General features: G+C 33.6%; 15 protein-coding genes. 11 read left to right on the forward strand and 4 right to left on the reverse strand.

Translation table 11 applies throughout. The features are described from left to right. The coding region (locus FWJ34_RS10245) for a pentapeptide repeat-containing protein (RefSeq protein WP_308255234.1) at positions 1-144 on the reverse strand (144 nt) is incomplete at its 3' end. A gap of 323 nt (positions 145-467) precedes the next feature. Between FWJ34_RS10245 and FWJ34_RS10250 the strand changes: the two genes are divergently transcribed. The 5 genes from FWJ34_RS10250 to FWJ34_RS10270 all read left to right on the forward strand — a co-directional run bounded on the left by FWJ34_RS10250 (position 468) and on the right by FWJ34_RS10270 (position 10,790). Then, entirely contained in the window at positions 468-1,601 is a 1,134-nt protein-coding gene (locus FWJ34_RS10250; RefSeq protein WP_308255221.1) for an FAD-dependent oxidoreductase, read from the forward strand. A 231-nt stretch (positions 1,602-1,832) separates the two neighbouring features. After that, positions 1,833-5,210, forward strand: coding sequence for a methyl-accepting chemotaxis protein (locus FWJ34_RS10255; RefSeq protein WP_308255222.1), 3,378 nt, complete (start codon positions 1,833-1,835; stop codon positions 5,208-5,210). Between the two features lie 220 nt (positions 5,211-5,430). Further along, the gene (locus FWJ34_RS10260) at positions 5,431-5,922 is read left to right on the forward strand and encodes a Uma2 family endonuclease (RefSeq protein WP_308255223.1); all 492 of its coding nucleotides are present in this window, start codon (positions 5,431-5,433) and stop codon (positions 5,920-5,922) included. A gap of 215 nt (positions 5,923-6,137) precedes the next feature. After that, positions 6,138-9,500, forward strand: a complete 3,363-nt coding sequence (locus tag FWJ34_RS10265) for a GAF domain-containing protein (RefSeq protein ID WP_308255224.1) — start codon at positions 6,138-6,140, stop codon at positions 9,498-9,500. A gap of 132 nt (positions 9,501-9,632) precedes the next feature. After that, complete coding sequence (locus tag FWJ34_RS10270) at positions 9,633-10,790, forward strand: glycosyltransferase family 1 protein (RefSeq protein ID WP_308255225.1); 1,158 nt, start codon at positions 9,633-9,635, stop codon at positions 10,788-10,790. Between the two features lie 267 nt (positions 10,791-11,057). On the opposite strand, the gene FWJ34_RS10275 is transcribed toward FWJ34_RS10270, so the two are convergent. Then, a complete protein-coding gene (locus tag FWJ34_RS10275) occupies positions 11,058-12,242 on the reverse strand; it encodes an NAD(P)H-quinone oxidoreductase subunit H (RefSeq protein WP_308255226.1) in 1,185 nt (394 codons plus the stop codon). A 183-nt stretch (positions 12,243-12,425) separates the two neighbouring features. Between FWJ34_RS10275 and FWJ34_RS10280 the strand changes: the two genes are divergently transcribed. The 3 genes from FWJ34_RS10280 (at position 12,426) to FWJ34_RS10290 (ending at position 14,330) form a co-directional block, all read left to right on the forward strand. Beyond that, positions 12,426-12,575 carry a hypothetical protein gene (locus FWJ34_RS10280; protein ID WP_308255227.1) on the forward strand — a complete coding sequence of 50 codons (150 nt, stop codon included), beginning with the start codon at positions 12,426-12,428 and terminating at the stop codon, positions 12,573-12,575. Positions 12,576-12,787: 212 nt separating this feature from the next. Next, positions 12,788-13,510 (forward strand): pyridoxine 5'-phosphate synthase, encoded by a 723-nt coding sequence (locus FWJ34_RS10285; RefSeq protein WP_308255228.1) that lies wholly within the window; start codon positions 12,788-12,790, stop codon positions 13,508-13,510. Positions 13,511-13,997: 487 nt separating this feature from the next. Then, positions 13,998-14,330, forward strand: a complete 333-nt coding sequence (locus tag FWJ34_RS10290) for an MgPME-cyclase complex family protein (RefSeq protein WP_308255229.1) — start codon at positions 13,998-14,000, stop codon at positions 14,328-14,330. A gap of 153 nt (positions 14,331-14,483) precedes the next feature. On the opposite strand, the gene FWJ34_RS10295 is transcribed toward FWJ34_RS10290, so the two are convergent. Next, the gene (locus tag FWJ34_RS10295) at positions 14,484-15,746 is read right to left on the reverse strand and encodes a dihydroorotase (RefSeq protein WP_308255235.1); all 1,263 of its coding nucleotides are present in this window, start codon (positions 15,744-15,746) and stop codon (positions 14,484-14,486) included. A 274-nt stretch (positions 15,747-16,020) separates the two neighbouring features. On the opposite strand from FWJ34_RS10295, the gene FWJ34_RS10300 reads away from it, so the two are divergent. Genes FWJ34_RS10300 through sfsA form a run of 3 tightly spaced genes read left to right on the forward strand, consistent with a single transcriptional unit; the run spans position 16,021 to position 17,964 of the window. Then, entirely contained in the window at positions 16,021-16,686 is a 666-nt protein-coding gene (locus tag FWJ34_RS10300; RefSeq protein WP_308255230.1) for a sigma-70 family RNA polymerase sigma factor, read from the forward strand. Positions 16,687-16,723: 37 nt separating this feature from the next. Then, the gene (locus tag FWJ34_RS10305) at positions 16,724-17,224 is read left to right on the forward strand and encodes a zf-HC2 domain-containing protein (protein WP_308255231.1); all 501 of its coding nucleotides are present in this window, start codon (positions 16,724-16,726) and stop codon (positions 17,222-17,224) included. A gap of 2 nt (positions 17,225-17,226) precedes the next feature. Further along, a complete protein-coding gene (sfsA, locus tag FWJ34_RS10310; protein ID WP_308255232.1) occupies positions 17,227-17,964 on the forward strand; it encodes a DNA/RNA nuclease SfsA in 738 nt (245 codons plus the stop codon). A 270-nt stretch (positions 17,965-18,234) separates the two neighbouring features. On the opposite strand, the gene gcvH is transcribed toward sfsA, so the two are convergent. After that, positions 18,235-18,579, reverse strand: a 345-nt coding sequence (gcvH, locus tag FWJ34_RS10315) for a glycine cleavage system protein GcvH (protein WP_308255233.1), incomplete at its 5' end; no start/stop codon positions are given.

An 18,579-nucleotide genomic window follows, 5' to 3' on the forward strand; every position in this document is an offset into this window, starting at 1 on the left:
TGCTAAATGTGCTTCAATAAGTTTAGAATTAGATAAATTTGAGTGACTTAATTTCATACCACTGAGATTTATTTTACTAAGATTAACATTCCGAAAATCTCGATCTCCATCTTTATATCGTTTAAGTATATCGTTTACTATCATTGCGTTTTCTCTAACAAAATCGTGTTTATTGATAAATTAAGTAATTTAGATGTTAAATTTTAATTAATTAGAATCTTTTGATCAAATTATATTATTTTTTGACTCAAATTTCTTTGAGATAAACTAATCAACAATAAAATTATATAAACTTTATATTTATTTATAAAAGTACATATAGCAATCATATTTGTGAGAATTATTTTCTAATAAAAGGGAAAAAGGAAGAGGAAAGAAAGATGGTATCTTCAATATTTTTATATAATAATTGATTTCCCTCAAATGATTTAAAATTGTTATATTTTGTTATTTTCTTTAGTTAATTTATGCTTAATTTAGTCTTTATTGGTGGCGGACATAGTCATGCTATTGCCTTATATTTATGGGGTAAAAAACCAATATCAGGGGTAAATGTTACCTTAATTAGTGATGTTAAAAATACCCCCTATTCAGGAATGTTGCCTGGATATTTAGGAGGTTATTATACCTATGAACAAACTCATATTAATTTAGAAAAATTAGCAAAATTTGCTAAAATAAAGTTAATTATTGATTCTGTTATTGACATTGATATTAAACATAAAAAAGTCATTGGTAGATGGGGTAATCAAGTTGATTTTGATTTACTTAGTATCGATATTGGCAGTACTCCAAAAAATAGGGAGATTCAAGGAGCAAATTTATATACAATTCCTGCCAAGCCCGTTCATTTCTTAATAGAAAAATGGCAAGAAATTATCAAAAAAACTCAACTAAATCCCTCTAAAAAATTAACTTTAAATATTATTGGTGGTGGAGCAGGAGGGGTAGAATTAGCTATTAATATTTACCAAAAATTAAACAATATTTTAACACCAAATAAATTAAAAATCAATCTGATTCATAAAAGAGAACAAATACTATCAAATCAGAATCAATGGGCTAGTTATAAATTAACAGAAATCCTTAAAAGTAAAAAGATAAATCTTTATCTCAATACTGTAGTTAAAATCGTCAATGAAGATTCTCTGATCACAGAATCAGGACTGAAAATCACTGGTGATTATCATTTTTTAGTCACTCAAGCATCTACACCTTTATGGTTAAAAAATAGTTCAATTGCTACTGATCAAGAAGGCTTTATTCTGATTAAAGATACCTTACAAACTCTCAATTATGACTTTATTTTTGCCACAGGAGATATTGCGACAATGATTAATTATTCTCGTCCAAAAGCAGGAGTTTTTGCTGTCAAACAAGGAAAACCTTTATTTGAAAATATCAGTAATTTTTTAAAAAATAAACCACTAAAATTTTATCACCCTCAAAAACATTATCTAAATATAATTGGTATTGGTAATCAAAGTGCTGTTGCTATTTGGGGAAATATAGCATGGGAATCGCCTATATTATGGCATTTTAAACAATATTTAGATCAAACATTTATAAAATATTTTATTTGCCTTGAAAAAAAAGTTTAAAAGATGAATTATTTGAGATAAAATCATCTTAAATCTACCAAAATCAACAATTCTAATAAATCATTCCAGTGATCTTGATTAGTATATTAGTTAGTGAATCTGAAACTTGGTGCTAGATCTAGGTTTAATTGAGCTAGAATTAAGAAAATATATAAATTGACTAATAAGCCTAAATACTAGGTAACAATATTTAAAGTAAATTTAAGCATAAATCATTAGAGGTAAGATTAAATGACCCAAATTTCTCCACAACCTAATCAAAAAAAACAAGATAAACCAGAAAATAATCTTTCTTCCCCAATTAATCAAGCATCAAGTAATATTCAAACTCAATCTTCCCTTAATGAAACAATAGGCAATCTTAATAACAATAACACTTCAAAAGAGAAAGGTATTCTTAATTGGTGGCAAAACAAAAATCTCAGATTTAAAACCGTTTCCTTCGCTATCGCTTTAGGGGTTTTACCGACTATAATTACCGGAACTATTATTGCCGGGTTAGTTAATACAGCTTTTCGTAGTCAAATTAAAAACAATGAAACACAACAGTTACAATCTCTTACGAGAGAACTTGAATCATTCATCGGCGATCGCCATTTAGATACCCAAATATTAGCAAAAAAAATTCCCGGTACCATAGCTTTTAGAACTCAAAATAGAGCCCAATTAACAAGAGACTTGAATGATCTAAAAAAAATCTATGGCTATTACGATACTATTTCCATTTTGGATAATCAAGGTAATCCCATAGCCCAAACTAATGGCAAACCATTACCCAATCTCTTTCAGCGAAGTTATATACAAAGTGCAAAAGCCGCCAATGGGGCTATTGTAAGTGAACCAATGACTTCCCTTGTGGATGGAGTTTTTGGCATTTATTTTGTTTCAGTGTTAAAAAATCCTGTCACAGGACAAAATGAAGGATTTATTCGTAGTCGTATACCGGTAACTCAAATCAAGAAATTTATTGCTAAAAATGAAAAAATCAAAGGAGAATTTATTTATTTGGCTGATGGAGAAAGTCAAGTATTTCTTTCCTCTCAAAATGATGAATTTTTGATCAATAGAGTTACTATACCGAATGTGGGTAAAGAAAAACCAGTCAATGCTACTAAATTACAAGATGTTTTTCCCCAATTAAAATGGACAGAAAATGATACAAAAATCTCAGTTATTGAAGACAAAAATAAATTAACTAACAGCCAACAAATTATTTCTTTTCAAACATTTAATATCGGGCAAGACAATCTTAACCTAAAATGGACAGCCGTCATTGCCGGAGATAATAGCATTGTTTTAGCCCCTGTTAATCGCATTTTAAATATCATTTTTCTTGGTATAGTTTTATCCGCTGCTGTAGTAGGTTATATCGCTTATTTGTCAGCAAATCGTCTCATTACTCCTTTAGAAAAAACCGCTAAAACTATCAAAAAAATTAGTCAAGGAGACTTAGATATACAAGTAGAAGTAGAAGGTAATGATGAAATTGCGATTTTAGGTAAAAACATCAATGAAATGACTGCTCAGTTAAAAAACCTCGTCTCAGAGCAACAATTATTTGCTAATCAGTCTAGTCTTTTGAAAAATATTACTTTAGAAATGACGAAAGCATTTAATGTTAATGAGGTATTTGAAATCGCTGTTAATCAAATTCGTGAAGCCTTACAGTCTGATCGAGTTGTTGTATATAGTTTTGATGAAACTTGGAGTGGCACAATCATCGCTGAATCCGTTGACAAAAATTATCCGAAATCTTTAGGAGTTCAAATACTTGATCCCTGTTTTGCTGAACAATATGTAGAAAAATATTTACAAGGTAGAGTACAGGTTACTCCAGACATTTATAAAGCAGGATTAACCGATTGTCATTTACAGCAGTTAGAACCATTTGCCGTTAAAGCTAACTTAGTTGCCCCCATTATTATAGAAGGAAAATTATTAGGATTATTAATCGCTCATCAATGTTCATCTATTCGTAACTGGGTAACTAATGAAATCGAATTTTTTGTCCAAATGGCATCCCAAATGGGGCCTGCTTTAGAAAGGGTAATGTTATTACAATCTCAGCAATTAGATACTTTCTTGTCAGGTAAATTAAAGGATATTAGTTTTAAAATTGCAGAATCTTTAACCCAAGACAAAATTTTTGAAGTTACCACAAACATGGCTAGAGAAGCCTTAAGAACCGATCGAGTAATCATTTATACATTTGATGAAGATTGGAAAGGTACAGTTATAGTTGAATCCGTAGATCCTAAATATCCTAAAGCATTAGGGGCAAATATCAAAGATCCCTGTTTTGCAGATAGTTATGTAGAAAAATATAAACAAGGGCGAGTACAAGCTACTCCTAACATTTATACCGCCGGATTAACCAGTTGTCATCTTCAACAATTAGAGCCCTTCGGCATCAAAGCTAATCTTGTTACTCCTGTTGTAGTAGAAGGTAATTTACTCGGATTATTAATCGCTCATCAATGTGATGCACCCCGTCAATGGACCGATTCTGAATGTACTTTCCTTTCCCAACTTGCCACCCAAATAGGTCCTGCTTTAGAAAGAATACAACTATTAGCAAAACAAAAACAATCGGAGTTAGAACAAAGAAAAGCAAGGGAAGTAATTCAACAACGAGCTTTAGAATTACTGATGCAAGTTGATCCTGTGTCTCAAGGAGACTTAACCATTCGTGCGATCGTGACAGAAGATGAAATTGGAACTATTGCCGACTCTTATAATGCCACCATTGAAAGTTTAAGAAAAATTGTAACCCAAGTGCAAGGCGGTACAAGGGCAGTAAGTGAGGTTATTATTGAACAAAATCAATATGTAGATAATTTAGCTACAGAAATTATTCGTCAATCCGATGATATTAACCTCGCTCTCGAAAAAATCCAAACCCTAGCTTTTAGTGCCCGAATGGTATTAGATAACGCTGAACAAGCAGAAGAAGCCGTTAAACAAGCTAACCGCAGTGTAGAAGAAGGGGAAATTGCCATGAATCGTACGGTAGATGGTATTCTTGCCATTCGAGAAACCGTAGCAGAAACGGCAAAAAAAGTTAAACGATTAGGGGAATCAACTCAGAAAATTTCAAAAGTAGTTAACCTGATTGGTAGTTTCGCCGATCAAACGAACCTGTTAGCTTTAAATGCTTCCATTGAGGCAGCCCACGCCGGAGAAGAAGGACGAGGTTTTGCGGTAGTAGCCGAAGAAGTACGCTCTCTTGCTCGTCAATCAGCAGAAGCCACAGCCGAAATTGAAAAAGTGGTAGCCGAAATTCAGGAGGAAACCAACGAAGTGGTAAAAGCGATGGAATCTGGTACAGAGCAAGTAGTTGAAGGTACAAGATTGGTGGAAGAAACCCGTTCTTCTTTAACTAACATTACCGCCGCCTCCGCCCAAATTAACCAGTTAGTAACAGCCATCGCCGCTGCTGCTGCCGAACAGTCTCAAACTTCGGAAGATATTACAGAAACCATGGCAGATGTAGCCGGAATTTCTAATGATACTTCAACGGCGGTGACAAAAGTATCTCGAAGTTTCAAAAAACTGTTAAAAGTAGCAGAAAACTTAGAGCAAAGTGTCAGTAAGTTTAAAGTTAAGTAAACAATGAAGAATGAGCAATGAGCAATTAGAAATTTAGTTATCTTTAGACAAAATTAGGTATTAGCGTTGAAATTTATTTCAAAGTGGGATAATTACTTATAAAACTTTTCTTTCTTTAACACCAATTATTGTTGTAAGATACTCAATATATTAAGCCACTACTGTCACCCTGTCACCCTGTCACCCTATCACCCTATTACCTCTGGTTAAAAACAAAATTATGACAGCAGTTATTACGAAACCATTATTATCATTTTCCCAATTTATCAATCAACTACCCGATGAAGAGGGATGCTATGAATTAGTTAATGGACAAATTATGAGAAAACAACCCACAAGAAAACATGACACCATCGCAGAATTTATCACTGATTTAATTAAAGATGAAGTCAAACGTCTCCAATTAAACTATTTTGTTTCTGGGAGAATCATTATTCGTACTGAAACAGAAACAGGTATTGAACAAGGACGACATCCTGATTTAGTAGTAGTAGATAAAAATATTTGGGAATCTAATTTAACTCAATCGGTTTTATATGATGCCCCTCAGTTAGTGGTGGAAGTAGTTTCCACTAATTGGGAAGATGATTATACCGATAAGTTAACAGAGTATCAGTTATTAGGTGTTAAGAAATATTGGTTAATTGATTATCTTGCGGTGGCTAGTCGATCATGGTTAGGGAATCCCAAACAACCTACTATATTAGTATAATAAAGAATATACCTTAGATGAAAATAATATTTATCAAATAAAATCTTATCAGGCTGACAACTCGATTGAATCTCCTACTTTTCCCCCATTAAAATTAACCCCTTTACAATTATTTGAAAAATAAACAAATATAATTATTACTAGGGATAGGAATAAGCAATAGTAGTTAAAATTCTCCATTTTTCATTCTCCATTCTTTATTCTTTATTAATATCATGACTCAAGCACCTGAAAAACCGAAACTCAATATTAACCAAAGTGCAATTCCCACCACTGAAACAATACCCCTAAAGAAAAAACTGATTAATACACCGAAGAAAAAAGCTCCAATTGTTATCTGGTTTAATAATCTCTCTATTCGCAAAAAACAACTTTTAGTATTATTAACAGCTCAAACTGTCTCTATCATTGCATTAGTGGGAGTGGGGGCATATCAAATTATTCAAGGAGGTAGAGAACAACTGGTTAACCAATCCACCTCAGAGTTAGAAGCAGTTAAAATTAACTACAGTATTAAAGTTAATCAAATGGGGTTCGGTTTTCGAGGACAATCAGATAACGTAGCAATTATTGATGCGGCTTTGACAAAGGTTAATGGAGGTATTTTAACATCACAACAAAGAGGCATCGTTAGACAAATTCTTCAAAATGAAATTAAAGCTCGTGATATTGAATACGCTACTTTAGTGGGAACGGATAAAAAAATTATCGTCAATGCTAATCGAGATCGCACAGGGGAACTTTTTGATCCTAATGGTTTAGTCTCCGAAGTTATCAATAACCCCCAACAATTAAAAGTAACCGAAATTGTGCCTTGGGATGACTTAAAACAAGAATCTCCACCCATTTTACCCCAGTTAATCAACGGACAACCAGCCTTGATTCGTTATACCTTTACCCCCGTATTTAATCCTAGTACTCAAGAAGTAATTGGTGTTTTAGTCTCAGGGGATGTAGTAAATCAAAAATATGCCATTGTTGAACAAACCGCCAAAGAATTTAAAGGTGGATATACCGCTATTTATAAAGTATTGGGAGATCAATTTGTTATTGCTTCTTCTCTCCACGAAAATGATAATACGAAAGATGAAACTTTAGACAATGAAAATTTATTAAAACAAGCCTTAGCTAATGTAGGAAAAATTGTCTCTCAAAGAGGAGCCGTTCATGATGGTTTTTATACCCTTACGGCTGAAACTATTGTCAATTTCAAAAATGAACCTGTTGCTATTTTAGTACGAGGAACATCAGAAGCAAAATTAAACCAAATTATCTCTAGTAGCTTAACTTCTCAAGGGCAAACAGCCTTTGGAGTTTTAATTGTTAACGTTTTATTAATTTTAATTTTAGGAAAAACCATTGCTAAACCCATTGAATCTTTACAAAAAACGGCTGAAGAATTCGCAGAGGGGAATTATAGTCTTCGCTCGAATATTACCGGAGATGATGAAATTGGAAAACTCGCCTCTACTTTTAACTATTTAGCCGATAACCTTGAACAAACAGAATCGGTTTTCATGTTAGATTCTAGTAAAATTAGTCTTTTCCAAGAAATTACTGGATCTCGTACCCTTGATGAAGATGACGTTAATACCGTATTTGATCGGGCTTTACCTAAAGCTAAGGAAATTTTAAAAATCGATCGCCTAGTGATTTATCGTTTTCATCCTGACTGGAGTGGTTATATCAGCAACGAAGCTGGAGATTATGATTTACCTAGTGCTTTGAGCGAAATCATTAACGATCCGTGTATTCCCATAGAATTAAGACAAGCATATCTTAATGGTCGAGTCGTTCCCACGCAAAACGTATATACAGCAGGATTTAATCCTGAGCATGAAGCCTTGATGTATCGTTTACAAATCAAATCAAATCTGGTAGTACCGATTATCAGTCAAGGACAATTATTTGCACTGTTAATTGCCCATCATTGCCGACAACATCATGAATGGGAGGAAAGAGAAATAGCCTTTTTAGGTCAAATTGCCTTACGATTTGGAGTAATTTTAGACAGGGTAAACATTCTTAAAGATCAAATGTCCGCAGCAAATAGAGCTGAACAACTAAAAGAAATTACCCTTTCCTTAGCCGCCAGTTTAAACCGTCAACAGGTTTTAGATACCGCCGTTAAAGAAATTCGTTCAGCTTTAAAAACTGATCGTACCATTGTGTATGAATTTGATGAAAATTGGAGAGGTACAATTATCGCTGAATCCGTTGCCTTAAATTTTCCTTCGGCGTTAAACGCTCAAATACTTGATCCTTGTTTTGCGGATAAATATGCGGATAAATATCAACAAGGAAGAGTTCAAGCCACCCCTGATATTTACAAAGCAGGTTTAACACCCTGTCACATCAAACAATTAGAACCTTTTGGCGTCAGAGCGAATTTAGTCGCACCAATTTTAGTTAATCGTAAACTTATTGGCTTGTTAATCTGTCATCAATGTTCAGGTGTCCGTAACTGGGATGGTAACGACATTGAGTTATTCAGTCAATTAGCTACCCAAGTAGGGTTAAGTATTGAACGGGTAAAACTTCTTGAGTTGCAACTTAATGCAGAAAAAATACAACGGGAAGGAAAAGAATTATTACAACGGAGAGCCTTAGAACTACTTATGCAAGTTGATCCTGTTTCTCAGGGTGACTTAACAATTCGAGCTTCGGTGACAGAAGATGAGATTGGTACTATTGCAGATTCTTATAATGCGACAATTGAAAGTTTAAGAAAAATCGTATCTCAGGTACAAATGGCGGCATTGGAAGTAGCACAAACTACTACTACTAATGAAAATGATGTCAGAATGTTGCGTCAAGAAATTGAAGAACAAGTAGTCAACATTTCTGAGGCAGTACAAACGATTAATCAGATGAGTCGATCAAGTAATATCGTTGCTGAAAGTGCTGAACAAGCTGAAGAAGCCCTTCAAAAAGCTCAAGAAAGTGTAGAAATAGGCGACTCCGCTATGAATCGTACCGTAAAATCCATCATGGAAATTCGCTCTACCGTACAACAAGCATCCGGACAAGTGAAAAAATTAGGTGATACAACTCAAAGTATTTCTACCGTAGTTGGACTGATTGGACGATTTGCAGCTCAAACTCACCTTTTAGCCTTAAAAGCCTCCATCGAAGCCGCCCGGGCTGGGGAACAAGGAACAGGTTTTGCGGTAATTGCAGAAGAAGTACGCTCTTTAGCTACCCAATCTGCTCAAGCCAGTGCTGATATTGATAAACTGGTTAATGAAATTTTGAATGAAACCAAAATCGTAGTTACAGCTATGGAAGAAGGTACAGAGCAAGTAATTGAAGGTAGTAAACTGGTAGAGGAAACTCGTCAAAGTTTAAACCAAATTGCTGCTGCTACCATTCAAATTAACGAATTGGTAGAGGCGATCGCAGCCGCCGCCTTTGAACAATCAGAAAACTCAGAGCAAGTCAAATCAAAAATGGGAGATGTAGCCCGAGTTGCCGAAAAAACCACAACTTCAGTAATTCAATTATCAGATTCTTTTGTAGAATTACAAGAAGTAGCTCGAAAATTAGAATCTAACGTTTCTCAATTCAAAGTAAGTTAAGGGTGTGTATCGCAATTTTAGAAACAGTGGGGTGGGCAATAATGTCCACCATTTTAAAAGTGGTTTACTAATGCCAAGTTTTCCTTTTATTGCTTTCATCAGTTTTTTTATGGTTCACTCAGATAGTGTCAGATGGTAAAAGTTTTAGTTGATTGTAGCTCAATTCGAGATCTTCCTAGTGGAGTCGCTTTTTATACTTATAATCTGATTAAGGCTTTAAAAGCACAAGAGAATAATACCTCTCATTCTATTGGAGTTTATCGTCAACCATCTTTAAAACATTGGCTGACAAATAATCGCACTATTCCTGATATTTTGACAGATATTTCACCTCTCGAATTTCTACCTTTACCAGTGAGTGTCAGTAATTTGTTAGGTAAATCTGCGAGTTTTTTTGTTCAAAAAAGCGATCGCTATTTTTCGGATGTAGATATAATTCATGGGACAGATCATTATGTTTATCCTTTTCCTTACGGCAAAAAAGTGATGACAATTCATGATTTAACCTTTTTAAAATTTCCTTTTTATAGCACTAAAATAGTTAAAAATTATACTCAAAGAATTAAAAAATGTTTGCAATGGACAGATTTAATAATTACTTTTTCTGAAAATACAAAACTAGATATTATTGATTATTTTGGAATTAAAAATGAGAAAATAGCTATTAGTTCTGAAGCAAGTAGATACAATATAAACTATTTAAAAGAAAAAAATATACCAGAAATTAAAAAAAAAATTAATTATGATTTTCAACAACCATTTATTTTATTTGTAAGTACCATTGAGCCTAGAAAAAACATAGTTAATTTAGTCAAAGCCTTTAACATTTTAAAAGAAAAATACGCTGTTAATCATCATTTAATTTTAATTGGGCAAAAAGGTTGGGAATATGAGAAAATTTTTAGCCAAATCGATAACTCTAAATTTCGTAACCAGATACACCATTTAGGTTATTTATCTGACGAAGCAGTAGCAGTTTGTTATAGTTTAGCGGATGTTTTTGTCTATCCCTCTATTTATGAAGGTTTTGGTTTACCAATTTTAGAGGCAATGACATTAGGTGCCCCAGTGATTACTTCTAACACTTCTTCTTTACCTGAAGTCGCACAAGAAGCCGCTATGTATATTAATCCTCACGATTATTACTCCATAGCAACCACTATTTATGAGGTAATTAGTCAACCAGATTTGCAGAAAGATTTGATTGCTAAAGGAAAAAATAGAGCAAAATTATATTCATGGGAAAAGGTAGCGGAGGAAACTCTCCAGATTTATGAGCTTTTATTGTAAAAATCACCTTTTATTTTTAATTAATAAATAGAAAAGAATTTTACTTATTACCTATTATTCAGATCTTGCACCTCGTTTAAAACTGACTTATTAGGGTAGGGAGTAGGGAATAGTGGTTAAAATTGACTTTAACTAAAGATAAATTGATTTTTTCACTTTTGCTTATTAAGTATTTTTGTTCTGGTGCAAGATTTTAGTATTACTTATTTATTACTTATCACCTATTACTTATTATCTATTACTCATTCCCTATCCATTACCTATTATCTATCGATCAACAGATCCCATAATTACGTCAATGCTACCTAATATAACGATAATATCAGCAACCTTAACACCCTTAAGTAAGTGAGGAAGAATCTGTAAGTTATTAAAATCAGGGGCACGGATTTTCCAACGCCAGGGAAAAACATCATTGTTACCAACTATAAATATGCCTAACTCACCTTTACCGCTTTCAAGACGCACATAATGCTCTCCTTCAGGTATTTTAAAAGTAGGGGCAACTTTTTTAGCGATATATTGATAATCAAAGTTATTCCACTCGGATTTTTTCCCTTCTTGAAGTCTTTTAGCTTCTAGATTTTCATAAGCACCACCGGGTAATCCTTTCAAAGCCTGAAGAATAATTTTTACCGATTCACGCATTTCTCGAATACGCACAAGATAACGAGCAAAACAATCTCCTTCGGTTTCCCATTGCACTTCCCAGTCGAAATCATCGTAACATTCATAGTGATCAACTTTGCGTAAATCCCATTTTACTCCCGAAGCGCGTAACATCGGACCGGATAAACCCCAGTTGATAGCTTGTTCCCGAGTAATAGTACCAAGTCCTTCAACTCGCTTACGAAAAATGGGATTATTGGTAATTAGTTTTTCATACTCGTCAACTTTAGGTAAAAAATAACGGCAAAAATCTTCACATTTGTCCACCCAACCGTAAGGCAAATCCACTGCCACACCACCAATACGGAAATAGTTGTTATTGATTAAGCGCATTCCTGTTGCCGCTTCCCACAAATCATAAATCATTTCTCTTTCACGGAAGATATAGAAAAACGGAGTTTGGGCGCCGACATCTGCTAAAAATGGCCCTAGCCACAGTAAATGATTAGCAATACGATTCAATTCTAACATGATGGCTCGAATATATTGTGCTCGTTTCGGTACTGTTATATCCGCTAATTTTTCAGGTGCATTTACTGTAATAGCTTCGTTAAACATTCCGGCTGCATAATCCCAACGACTTACATAAGGTACATACATTACATTCGTGCGATTTTCAGCGATTTTTTCCATGCCTCGATGTAAATAACCGATAACCGGCTCACAATCTATTACATCTTCGCCCTCAAGAGTGACAATGAGTCTCAAAACTCCGTGCATAGAAGGATGATGAGGACCCATGTTAAGCACCATAGGTTCTGTTCTAGTTTCTATTTTAGCCATAAAGTCGATATTTTAATGGTTAAATTTTTGGTATTTATTGCTTGACAGGGTTTAAATTGTCAATGAATGTGGGATCAATTTTAAGTAACAATTTGTTTACTTTTCTTAAACTATCACATATTATTTAATTTTAAGTTAAAATCAGATACTTAATATCATAAAAATAATAAGCATTTATACCCAATGAAAACCCAAGTTAAAAATAACAACTATAGTTTAGAACAGTTACAAAAAGCCTATCAAGCTGATCAACAACTTAAGTATATGAGTTTAGAGGCAGAATTAGAACTACTTTTACATCAAATTCAAGCTAGTAAAGTGAATAACAATTAATTGGGAATCAAAGATTAATGTTTGTAGTAAAGACTTTAGTCTTTTTTTGTCATAATCTAAAGGTTTTACCACCAACTTTTTTGAAATAGCTGAATAGAGGTATGATTCTACTTCAAAAACTTTTTTCCTTTGCGTCCTTTGCGCCTTTGCCTGATTTTATCATACTCTCATGATGCAATACCAAGTTTTTTTTACAAAAGGAGAAGATAAAATTGTTAACTCTAGGGGTTAATATTGACCATGTAGCTACCATTCGTCAAGCTAGGCGTACAGTTGAACCAGATCCCGTGGCCGCCGCCGTTTTAGCAGAGTTAGGAGGTGCTGATGGCATTACTGTTCACTTACGAGAAGATAGACGACATATTCAAGACCGAGATCTGCGTATCTTGCGAGAAACAGTACGTACTCATCTAAATTTAGAAATGGCTACTACCGATGAAATGATCTCGATCGCCCTTGAAATAAAACCTGATTATGTTACTCTAGTACCTGAGAAAAGAGAAGAGGTAACTACCGAAGGCGGTATTGATATTATTAAAAATCTTGATAGATTTACCGCCGTTGTCGATAAATTACAATCGGCAGATATTCCCGTGAGTTGGTTTATTGATGCTGAGGAAAAACAAATCGAGGCGGCAGCCAAAACCAAAGCTAAATTCATTGAGTTACATACCGGTAAATATGCTGATGCGGTAAATGGTGAGGCAATCCAAAAAGAATTTATCGCTTTGCAAAAAGGCACTCAACAGGCTTTAGACTTAGGTTTGAGGGTAAATGCTGGCCATGGTTTAACTTATTGGAATGTTTATCCTGTGGCTTGTCTTGAGGGAATGGAAGAATTGAATATCGGTCATAGTATAATTAGTAGAGCAGTGTTAGTTGGCTTAGAAAGGGCGGTTAAAGAAATGAAACTGGCAATGAAAAATCAACTATAGTAGTTCTAAATCATTTTTGAGAAATTTAAGTTGCTGTTTTCCCCTTTTTCAAGGCCAGGCTGTTTCAAAGTAAGAGGCACGAATTGGCTATAATCCTCTGAGCAGATAAGTATTACAGAGTTTTTGGTTCTTAATATTTTAGTTATTATCTAAAAATTCTGAGAGAATCTTTTTTCATCTCATTACTTATTACTCTATCCAAACCAAAAATTTGAGAATGAAACAACCCTGTTTTTATAGGGGGGTTAGAGGGCTTCTAATTCTCCCGATCTCTATAAGAATGCTATATAACAGTTATAAATAACAGTGTAAAATTAACTATATATTTTTTCAAAGTTCGTAGTGAAGGCTAAAGCCGTTATCAATAATAAAGAATAACAGGCAAGATGCCTGTCTCACGGGTTATTTTTTACAAGTTATTTATTGATAGATATTTAACAATTAACAAGAAAACTTATCCCTTTTATTATTAAAAATTAATAGAATTATGACCACTTATTATTATCTTGTAGCTAGTGAAAAATTTTTAACCAGTGATAGTGAAAATTTACACGAAATTATAGACGAAAAACATAGATTTTATCAAGATAACAATAAAGAAGTTGATTTTTGGTTTATTAAACAACCAGCTTTTTTAGATGCCCCAGAATTCAAAGAAATTAAAGCTAAATGTCCTCAACCTGCGGCGGCTATTATTTCTTTAAATAAACAGTGGATTACTTTCTTGAAATTGCGTTTAGAATATGTTATCACTGGCGAATTTAATGCTCCTTCTGATACTATTCCTGATGCTTTAGCTTCTTTATCTTTAGCCGTTTAATCCTAATAAAATTAATCCGTTAGATGATGCAAAAAACTTCATTTAAACAAAAGATAATTTTTTGATTTTTGCTATCTGTTAAAGATTAACTATAAATGTGGGCATTGCCCACTCTACTTTTATTGACTTTTATTGACGATTAGTAGATTATAACTACTGTGGAAAAGCAATTATTTTTCCTTTTAATTGTTTGTCTAACCAATAAGTATTAGATGATAAAGATTTTAGTTGAGAAGGGGTAACTTGCCACGTTTGTTGAGGGGAAAATAAGGTTAATTCTGCAGGTTTTCCTTTCTGTAGTGTTATAGACTCTTTTTTTAAACATTTTAACGGATTCACACTTAAACTACGCCACAATTCTAAAGGCGATAATTCTCCAGTGACAACCAGATTTTCCCATAATAATGGTAATACTAATTCTAAACCTATTGCTCCCGTTGGTGCTTGAGCAAAGGCGACGGTTTTTTCTTCATAGGTATAAGGTGTATGATCTACGGCGATCGCATCTATGACATTATTTTTAATACCCTTGATTAAAGCTAATCGATCAATTTCTGTAGCTAAAGGAGGCTCAAATCTTAAATTAGGGTTATAACTAGCTACAATTTCGGTATTTAATAGTAAATGATGCCAATTGACACTAGCAGTAATAGGTAAATGATTCTCTTTGGCTTGTTTAATTAATTCTACTCCCCTAGCGGTAGAAATACGCATTAAATGAACTGGAGTTTTTGTTAAAGAAACAATTTCTAAAATAGAAGCAATGGCGATAGTTTCTGCAATTTCTGGATAACCCATTAAACCGAGACGAATCGAAATATTACTTTCCCTAACAACTCCATTTCCTCTTAATTGTAAATTAATGGGCACTAAAGCCACAGGTAAATTAAAAGGTTGGGCATATTCCAATAATTTTCTGATCAATTGTAAATTACTATGGGGACGATTATCCGTAAAACCAATTACTCCTGATTCTGCTAAATTTGCTAACTCGGCAATAGTAACTCCTTCTAAATTCTGAGTTAAACTTCCCCAAATATAAAATTTTGTTTTACTCAAGGCTGTTGTTTGTTTTATCCATGTAACAAGACTCGGATTATCAATTACTGGATTAGTATTTGGTAAAATAGCAACACGGGTAAAACCTCCAGCCTGTGATGCTTCCGCTAAACTTTTTAAGGTTTCTCTTTCTTCATATCCGGGCTGCCCACTGCTACTATATAAATCGACTAATCCAGGTGCTAAAATTAAATTATTACCGTCAATAACTTCTATTTGCTCATCGTCGGGGATGATCGAATCTCTAATGTCTGTAATGACACCTTGCTCCAATAATATATCACTAACTTGATCAATTGCTGATACTGGATCTAAAATTCTTACCTGTTGAAAAAGTTGTCTATTCTTCACTGTAATTTTCTTTAAAAGATGATTTATTGATCATAAAATATTAGACACGAGTCCAAAATAAAAATTAAAATCTATTTGAGGTGGTAAATTATCAATTTTAATAACTATTGCCCGAAGAATTTAGAATTTAGAATGAAGATTTTACCAGTGCACCGTTACCTGAATTCTGCAAGAAGTCTATTAGTGAACTAGCTGAAAAATAGGAAATAGACGAGGAACTTTTTTTTAGAGAAATAGTCAAATTAAGTACAACTATTCTTAAATCAGCGTAGAATATAATATGGTTTCATCTATTTCTCTATCGTGGTCTAATTTGTCTATCCCATTTACACAGCAAAGAGTGAAAATTGAACAATTATCAAATCCTGATTTAATTTTGCGTTGTCAAGAAGGTGCACAACCTGATAGGGTGGCTTTTTCTGAGTTATTACGCCGTCACCAAGGTTATGTTGACAAAATTTTATATAATTTAGCACCAGATTGGCAAGATAGGGGGGATATATCTCAAGAAGTATGGATAAGAGTATATAAAAAAATTAAGAGCTTACAAGATCCCCATAAATTTAAAGGTTGGTTAAGTCGAATCGCCACTAATTTATTTTACGACCAACTCCGCAAAAAGAAACGATTTGCTACTCCTTTATCTTTAGATGCTTCTATCACTACGGAAGATAATGAGTTAAAATGGGAAATAGCATCAGATTCACCGTTACCTGATGATAATTTGACTACTATCGAATTTTATGATCAATTAAAACAAGCCATTGCTGATTTACCTGATACTTTTCGCACTACTATCGTTTTAAGAGAGATACAGGGTTTAAGTTATGAAGAGATTGCCGAAATTACCCAAGTATCCCTCGGCACGGTAAAATCGAGAATAGCTAGAGCCAGAAATAGATTACAATTATTGTTACAACCATATCTCGATAATCACCATAGTTAATTTTTGATTTCATTTTTAGTTTAAGGAGAAAAATATTATGAGTAACCATTCTTACCCCCACGATAAATGTACATTTGAACTTTTAAGCGCCTATTTAGATGGTGAAGTAACTGCCGAGCAACGCCAAGAAGTGCAAGAATTATTATCGAATAATCCTGAAGTTCAAGGTTTATATCGAAGATTATTATACTTACGTCAAGAAATTAATAATTTACCCATTCCTCCATCAGAATATTCTGCTAAAGAACTTTCAGACGCAGTTTTTGCTAAAGTAGATCAACAAAATAAACAAAGAAAAATCTGGTTATGGGGTGGAGGTGCCATCGCCGCAGTATTATTAACAACAATTGGCAGTATTTTTAATGAAAATAGAACGCCTTTACTACAATTTGCCCAAAAAAATCAACCCACATCAAATAATGAAAGTTTAATCATTGCTTTAAATGAGCCTGTAATAGAAATGCCCGTTAAAACCGATAATGATGCTTTAATGATACCTTTAGATCATTCTCTAATGGAAGTAATTGGGAATAAATAAAAATGAGTCAGTCATTGTTATATAACTATCCTTCCTTAGAATCAGGTATTTTAATAAAGAGATATAAACGCTTTTTAGCAGATATAGAGTTAGACACAGGAGAGTTAATTACTGCTCATTGTGCCAATACTGGTCCGATGTTAGGATTATGTGCGGTAGGTAGTAAAGTTATGGTGTCTAAAAGTGATAACCCTAAACGTAAATTAGCTTACACATGGGAAATAATTGCCGTTGGAGAAAATAATCCCGTATGGGTGGGCATCAATACCGCTTTACCCAACAAGATAATTAAAATAGCTTTACAACAACAGTTAATAGCTGAATTGGCGCAACAATATACCCAAGTAAAAAGTGAAGTAAAATTTGGACATGATGGTAAAAGTAGAATTGATTTTGTTTTAACTGGTGATAAATCCTCAATGCCGATTTATGTGGAAGTAAAAAACACTACCCTTGCGAAAAATCGAGTTGCTTTATTTCCTGATACTGAAACTATTAGAGGACAAAAACATTTACAAGAATTAATTGCATTAGCAAAAGATATTAAACCAGTAATGTTATATTTTATTAATCGAGAAGATTGTGAGACTTTTTCTGTGGGCAAACAATACGATGCTACTTACGCAGATTTATTTAATCAAGCCATAAACAACGGAGTAAAAATATTACCATGCCGTTTTCAAGTTACTCCTGAAGGCGTTAAATATTTAGGAATAGCAAAAATAATTGATGATGAATAGTTAATAGTCAACAACTGATAATTCCTAATTCCTAATTAGGGTATGCTGTTGGGAATCTGAAAACTATAAGAATTAAGATTTTAAATATACTACGCTAACAAAAAAATGTGCAGTTTTAGCAAGGAGTTTAAACCCCTTGTTTACTCAAAAAATAGGTCAGTAATATATAATTACATACTAAGAATTAAAACAATTAAAACCATTGCAAGAGTGCATCGGAGCATCGTTGCCTATCCTCATCAAAATACTATGAGGCAACCCCTAATTATTTTACTCTTCTTCAGGTTCAACTAAAGATTTATATTCGTCGGCAGAAAATGTATCTTCTAATTCATCATCTGGATTATCCAATCTAACTTTAATTAGCCATCCTTCACCATAAGGATCATCTGCTATCATTTCAGGAGACTCAATTAACATTTCATTTCGATCGATTACTGTACCAGAAACGGGAGCATAAATTTCAGAAACTGCTTTAACTGATTCGATTGTACCGATATTATCTTCAACACCGATAGCATCTCCTAATTCTGGTAATTCGAGAAAAACAACATCTCCTAATTCTTCTATAGCAAAAGCAGTAATGCCAATCGTAGCGATTTCACCGTCTAAACG

Origin of the sequence: Geminocystis sp. GBBB08, assembly GCF_016743215.1 — a bacterium.
Taxonomy (GTDB): Bacteria; Cyanobacteriota; Cyanobacteriia; order Cyanobacteriales; family Cyanobacteriaceae; genus Geminocystis.

Bases quoted from the DNA above. Each gene is read 5' to 3' on its own strand.
- FWJ34_RS10275 (WP_308255226.1), bottom strand. From the start codon at position 12,242: ATGGCTAAAATAGAAACTAGAACAGAACCTATGGTGCTTAACATGGGT.
- FWJ34_RS10250 (WP_308255221.1), top strand. From the start codon at position 468: ATGCTTAATTTAGTCTTTATTGGTGGCGGACATAGTCATGCTATTGCC.
- FWJ34_RS10305 (WP_308255231.1), top strand. From the start codon at position 16,724: ATGAGTAACCATTCTTACCCCCACGATAAATGTACATTTGAACTTTTA.
- FWJ34_RS10300 (WP_308255230.1), top strand. From the start codon at position 16,021: ATGGTTTCATCTATTTCTCTATCGTGGTCTAATTTGTCTATCCCATTT.
- sfsA (WP_308255232.1), top strand. From the start codon at position 17,227: ATGAGTCAGTCATTGTTATATAACTATCCTTCCTTAGAATCAGGTATT.
- FWJ34_RS10265 (WP_308255224.1), top strand. From the start codon at position 6,138: ATGACTCAAGCACCTGAAAAACCGAAACTCAATATTAACCAAAGTGCA.
- FWJ34_RS10270 (WP_308255225.1), top strand. From the start codon at position 9,633: ATGGTAAAAGTTTTAGTTGATTGTAGCTCAATTCGAGATCTTCCTAGT.
- FWJ34_RS10280 (WP_308255227.1), top strand. From the start codon at position 12,426: ATGAAAACCCAAGTTAAAAATAACAACTATAGTTTAGAACAGTTACAA.
- FWJ34_RS10255 (WP_308255222.1), top strand. From the start codon at position 1,833: ATGACCCAAATTTCTCCACAACCTAATCAAAAAAAACAAGATAAACCA.
- FWJ34_RS10260 (WP_308255223.1), top strand. From the start codon at position 5,431: ATGACAGCAGTTATTACGAAACCATTATTATCATTTTCCCAATTTATC.
- FWJ34_RS10290 (WP_308255229.1), top strand. From the start codon at position 13,998: ATGACCACTTATTATTATCTTGTAGCTAGTGAAAAATTTTTAACCAGT.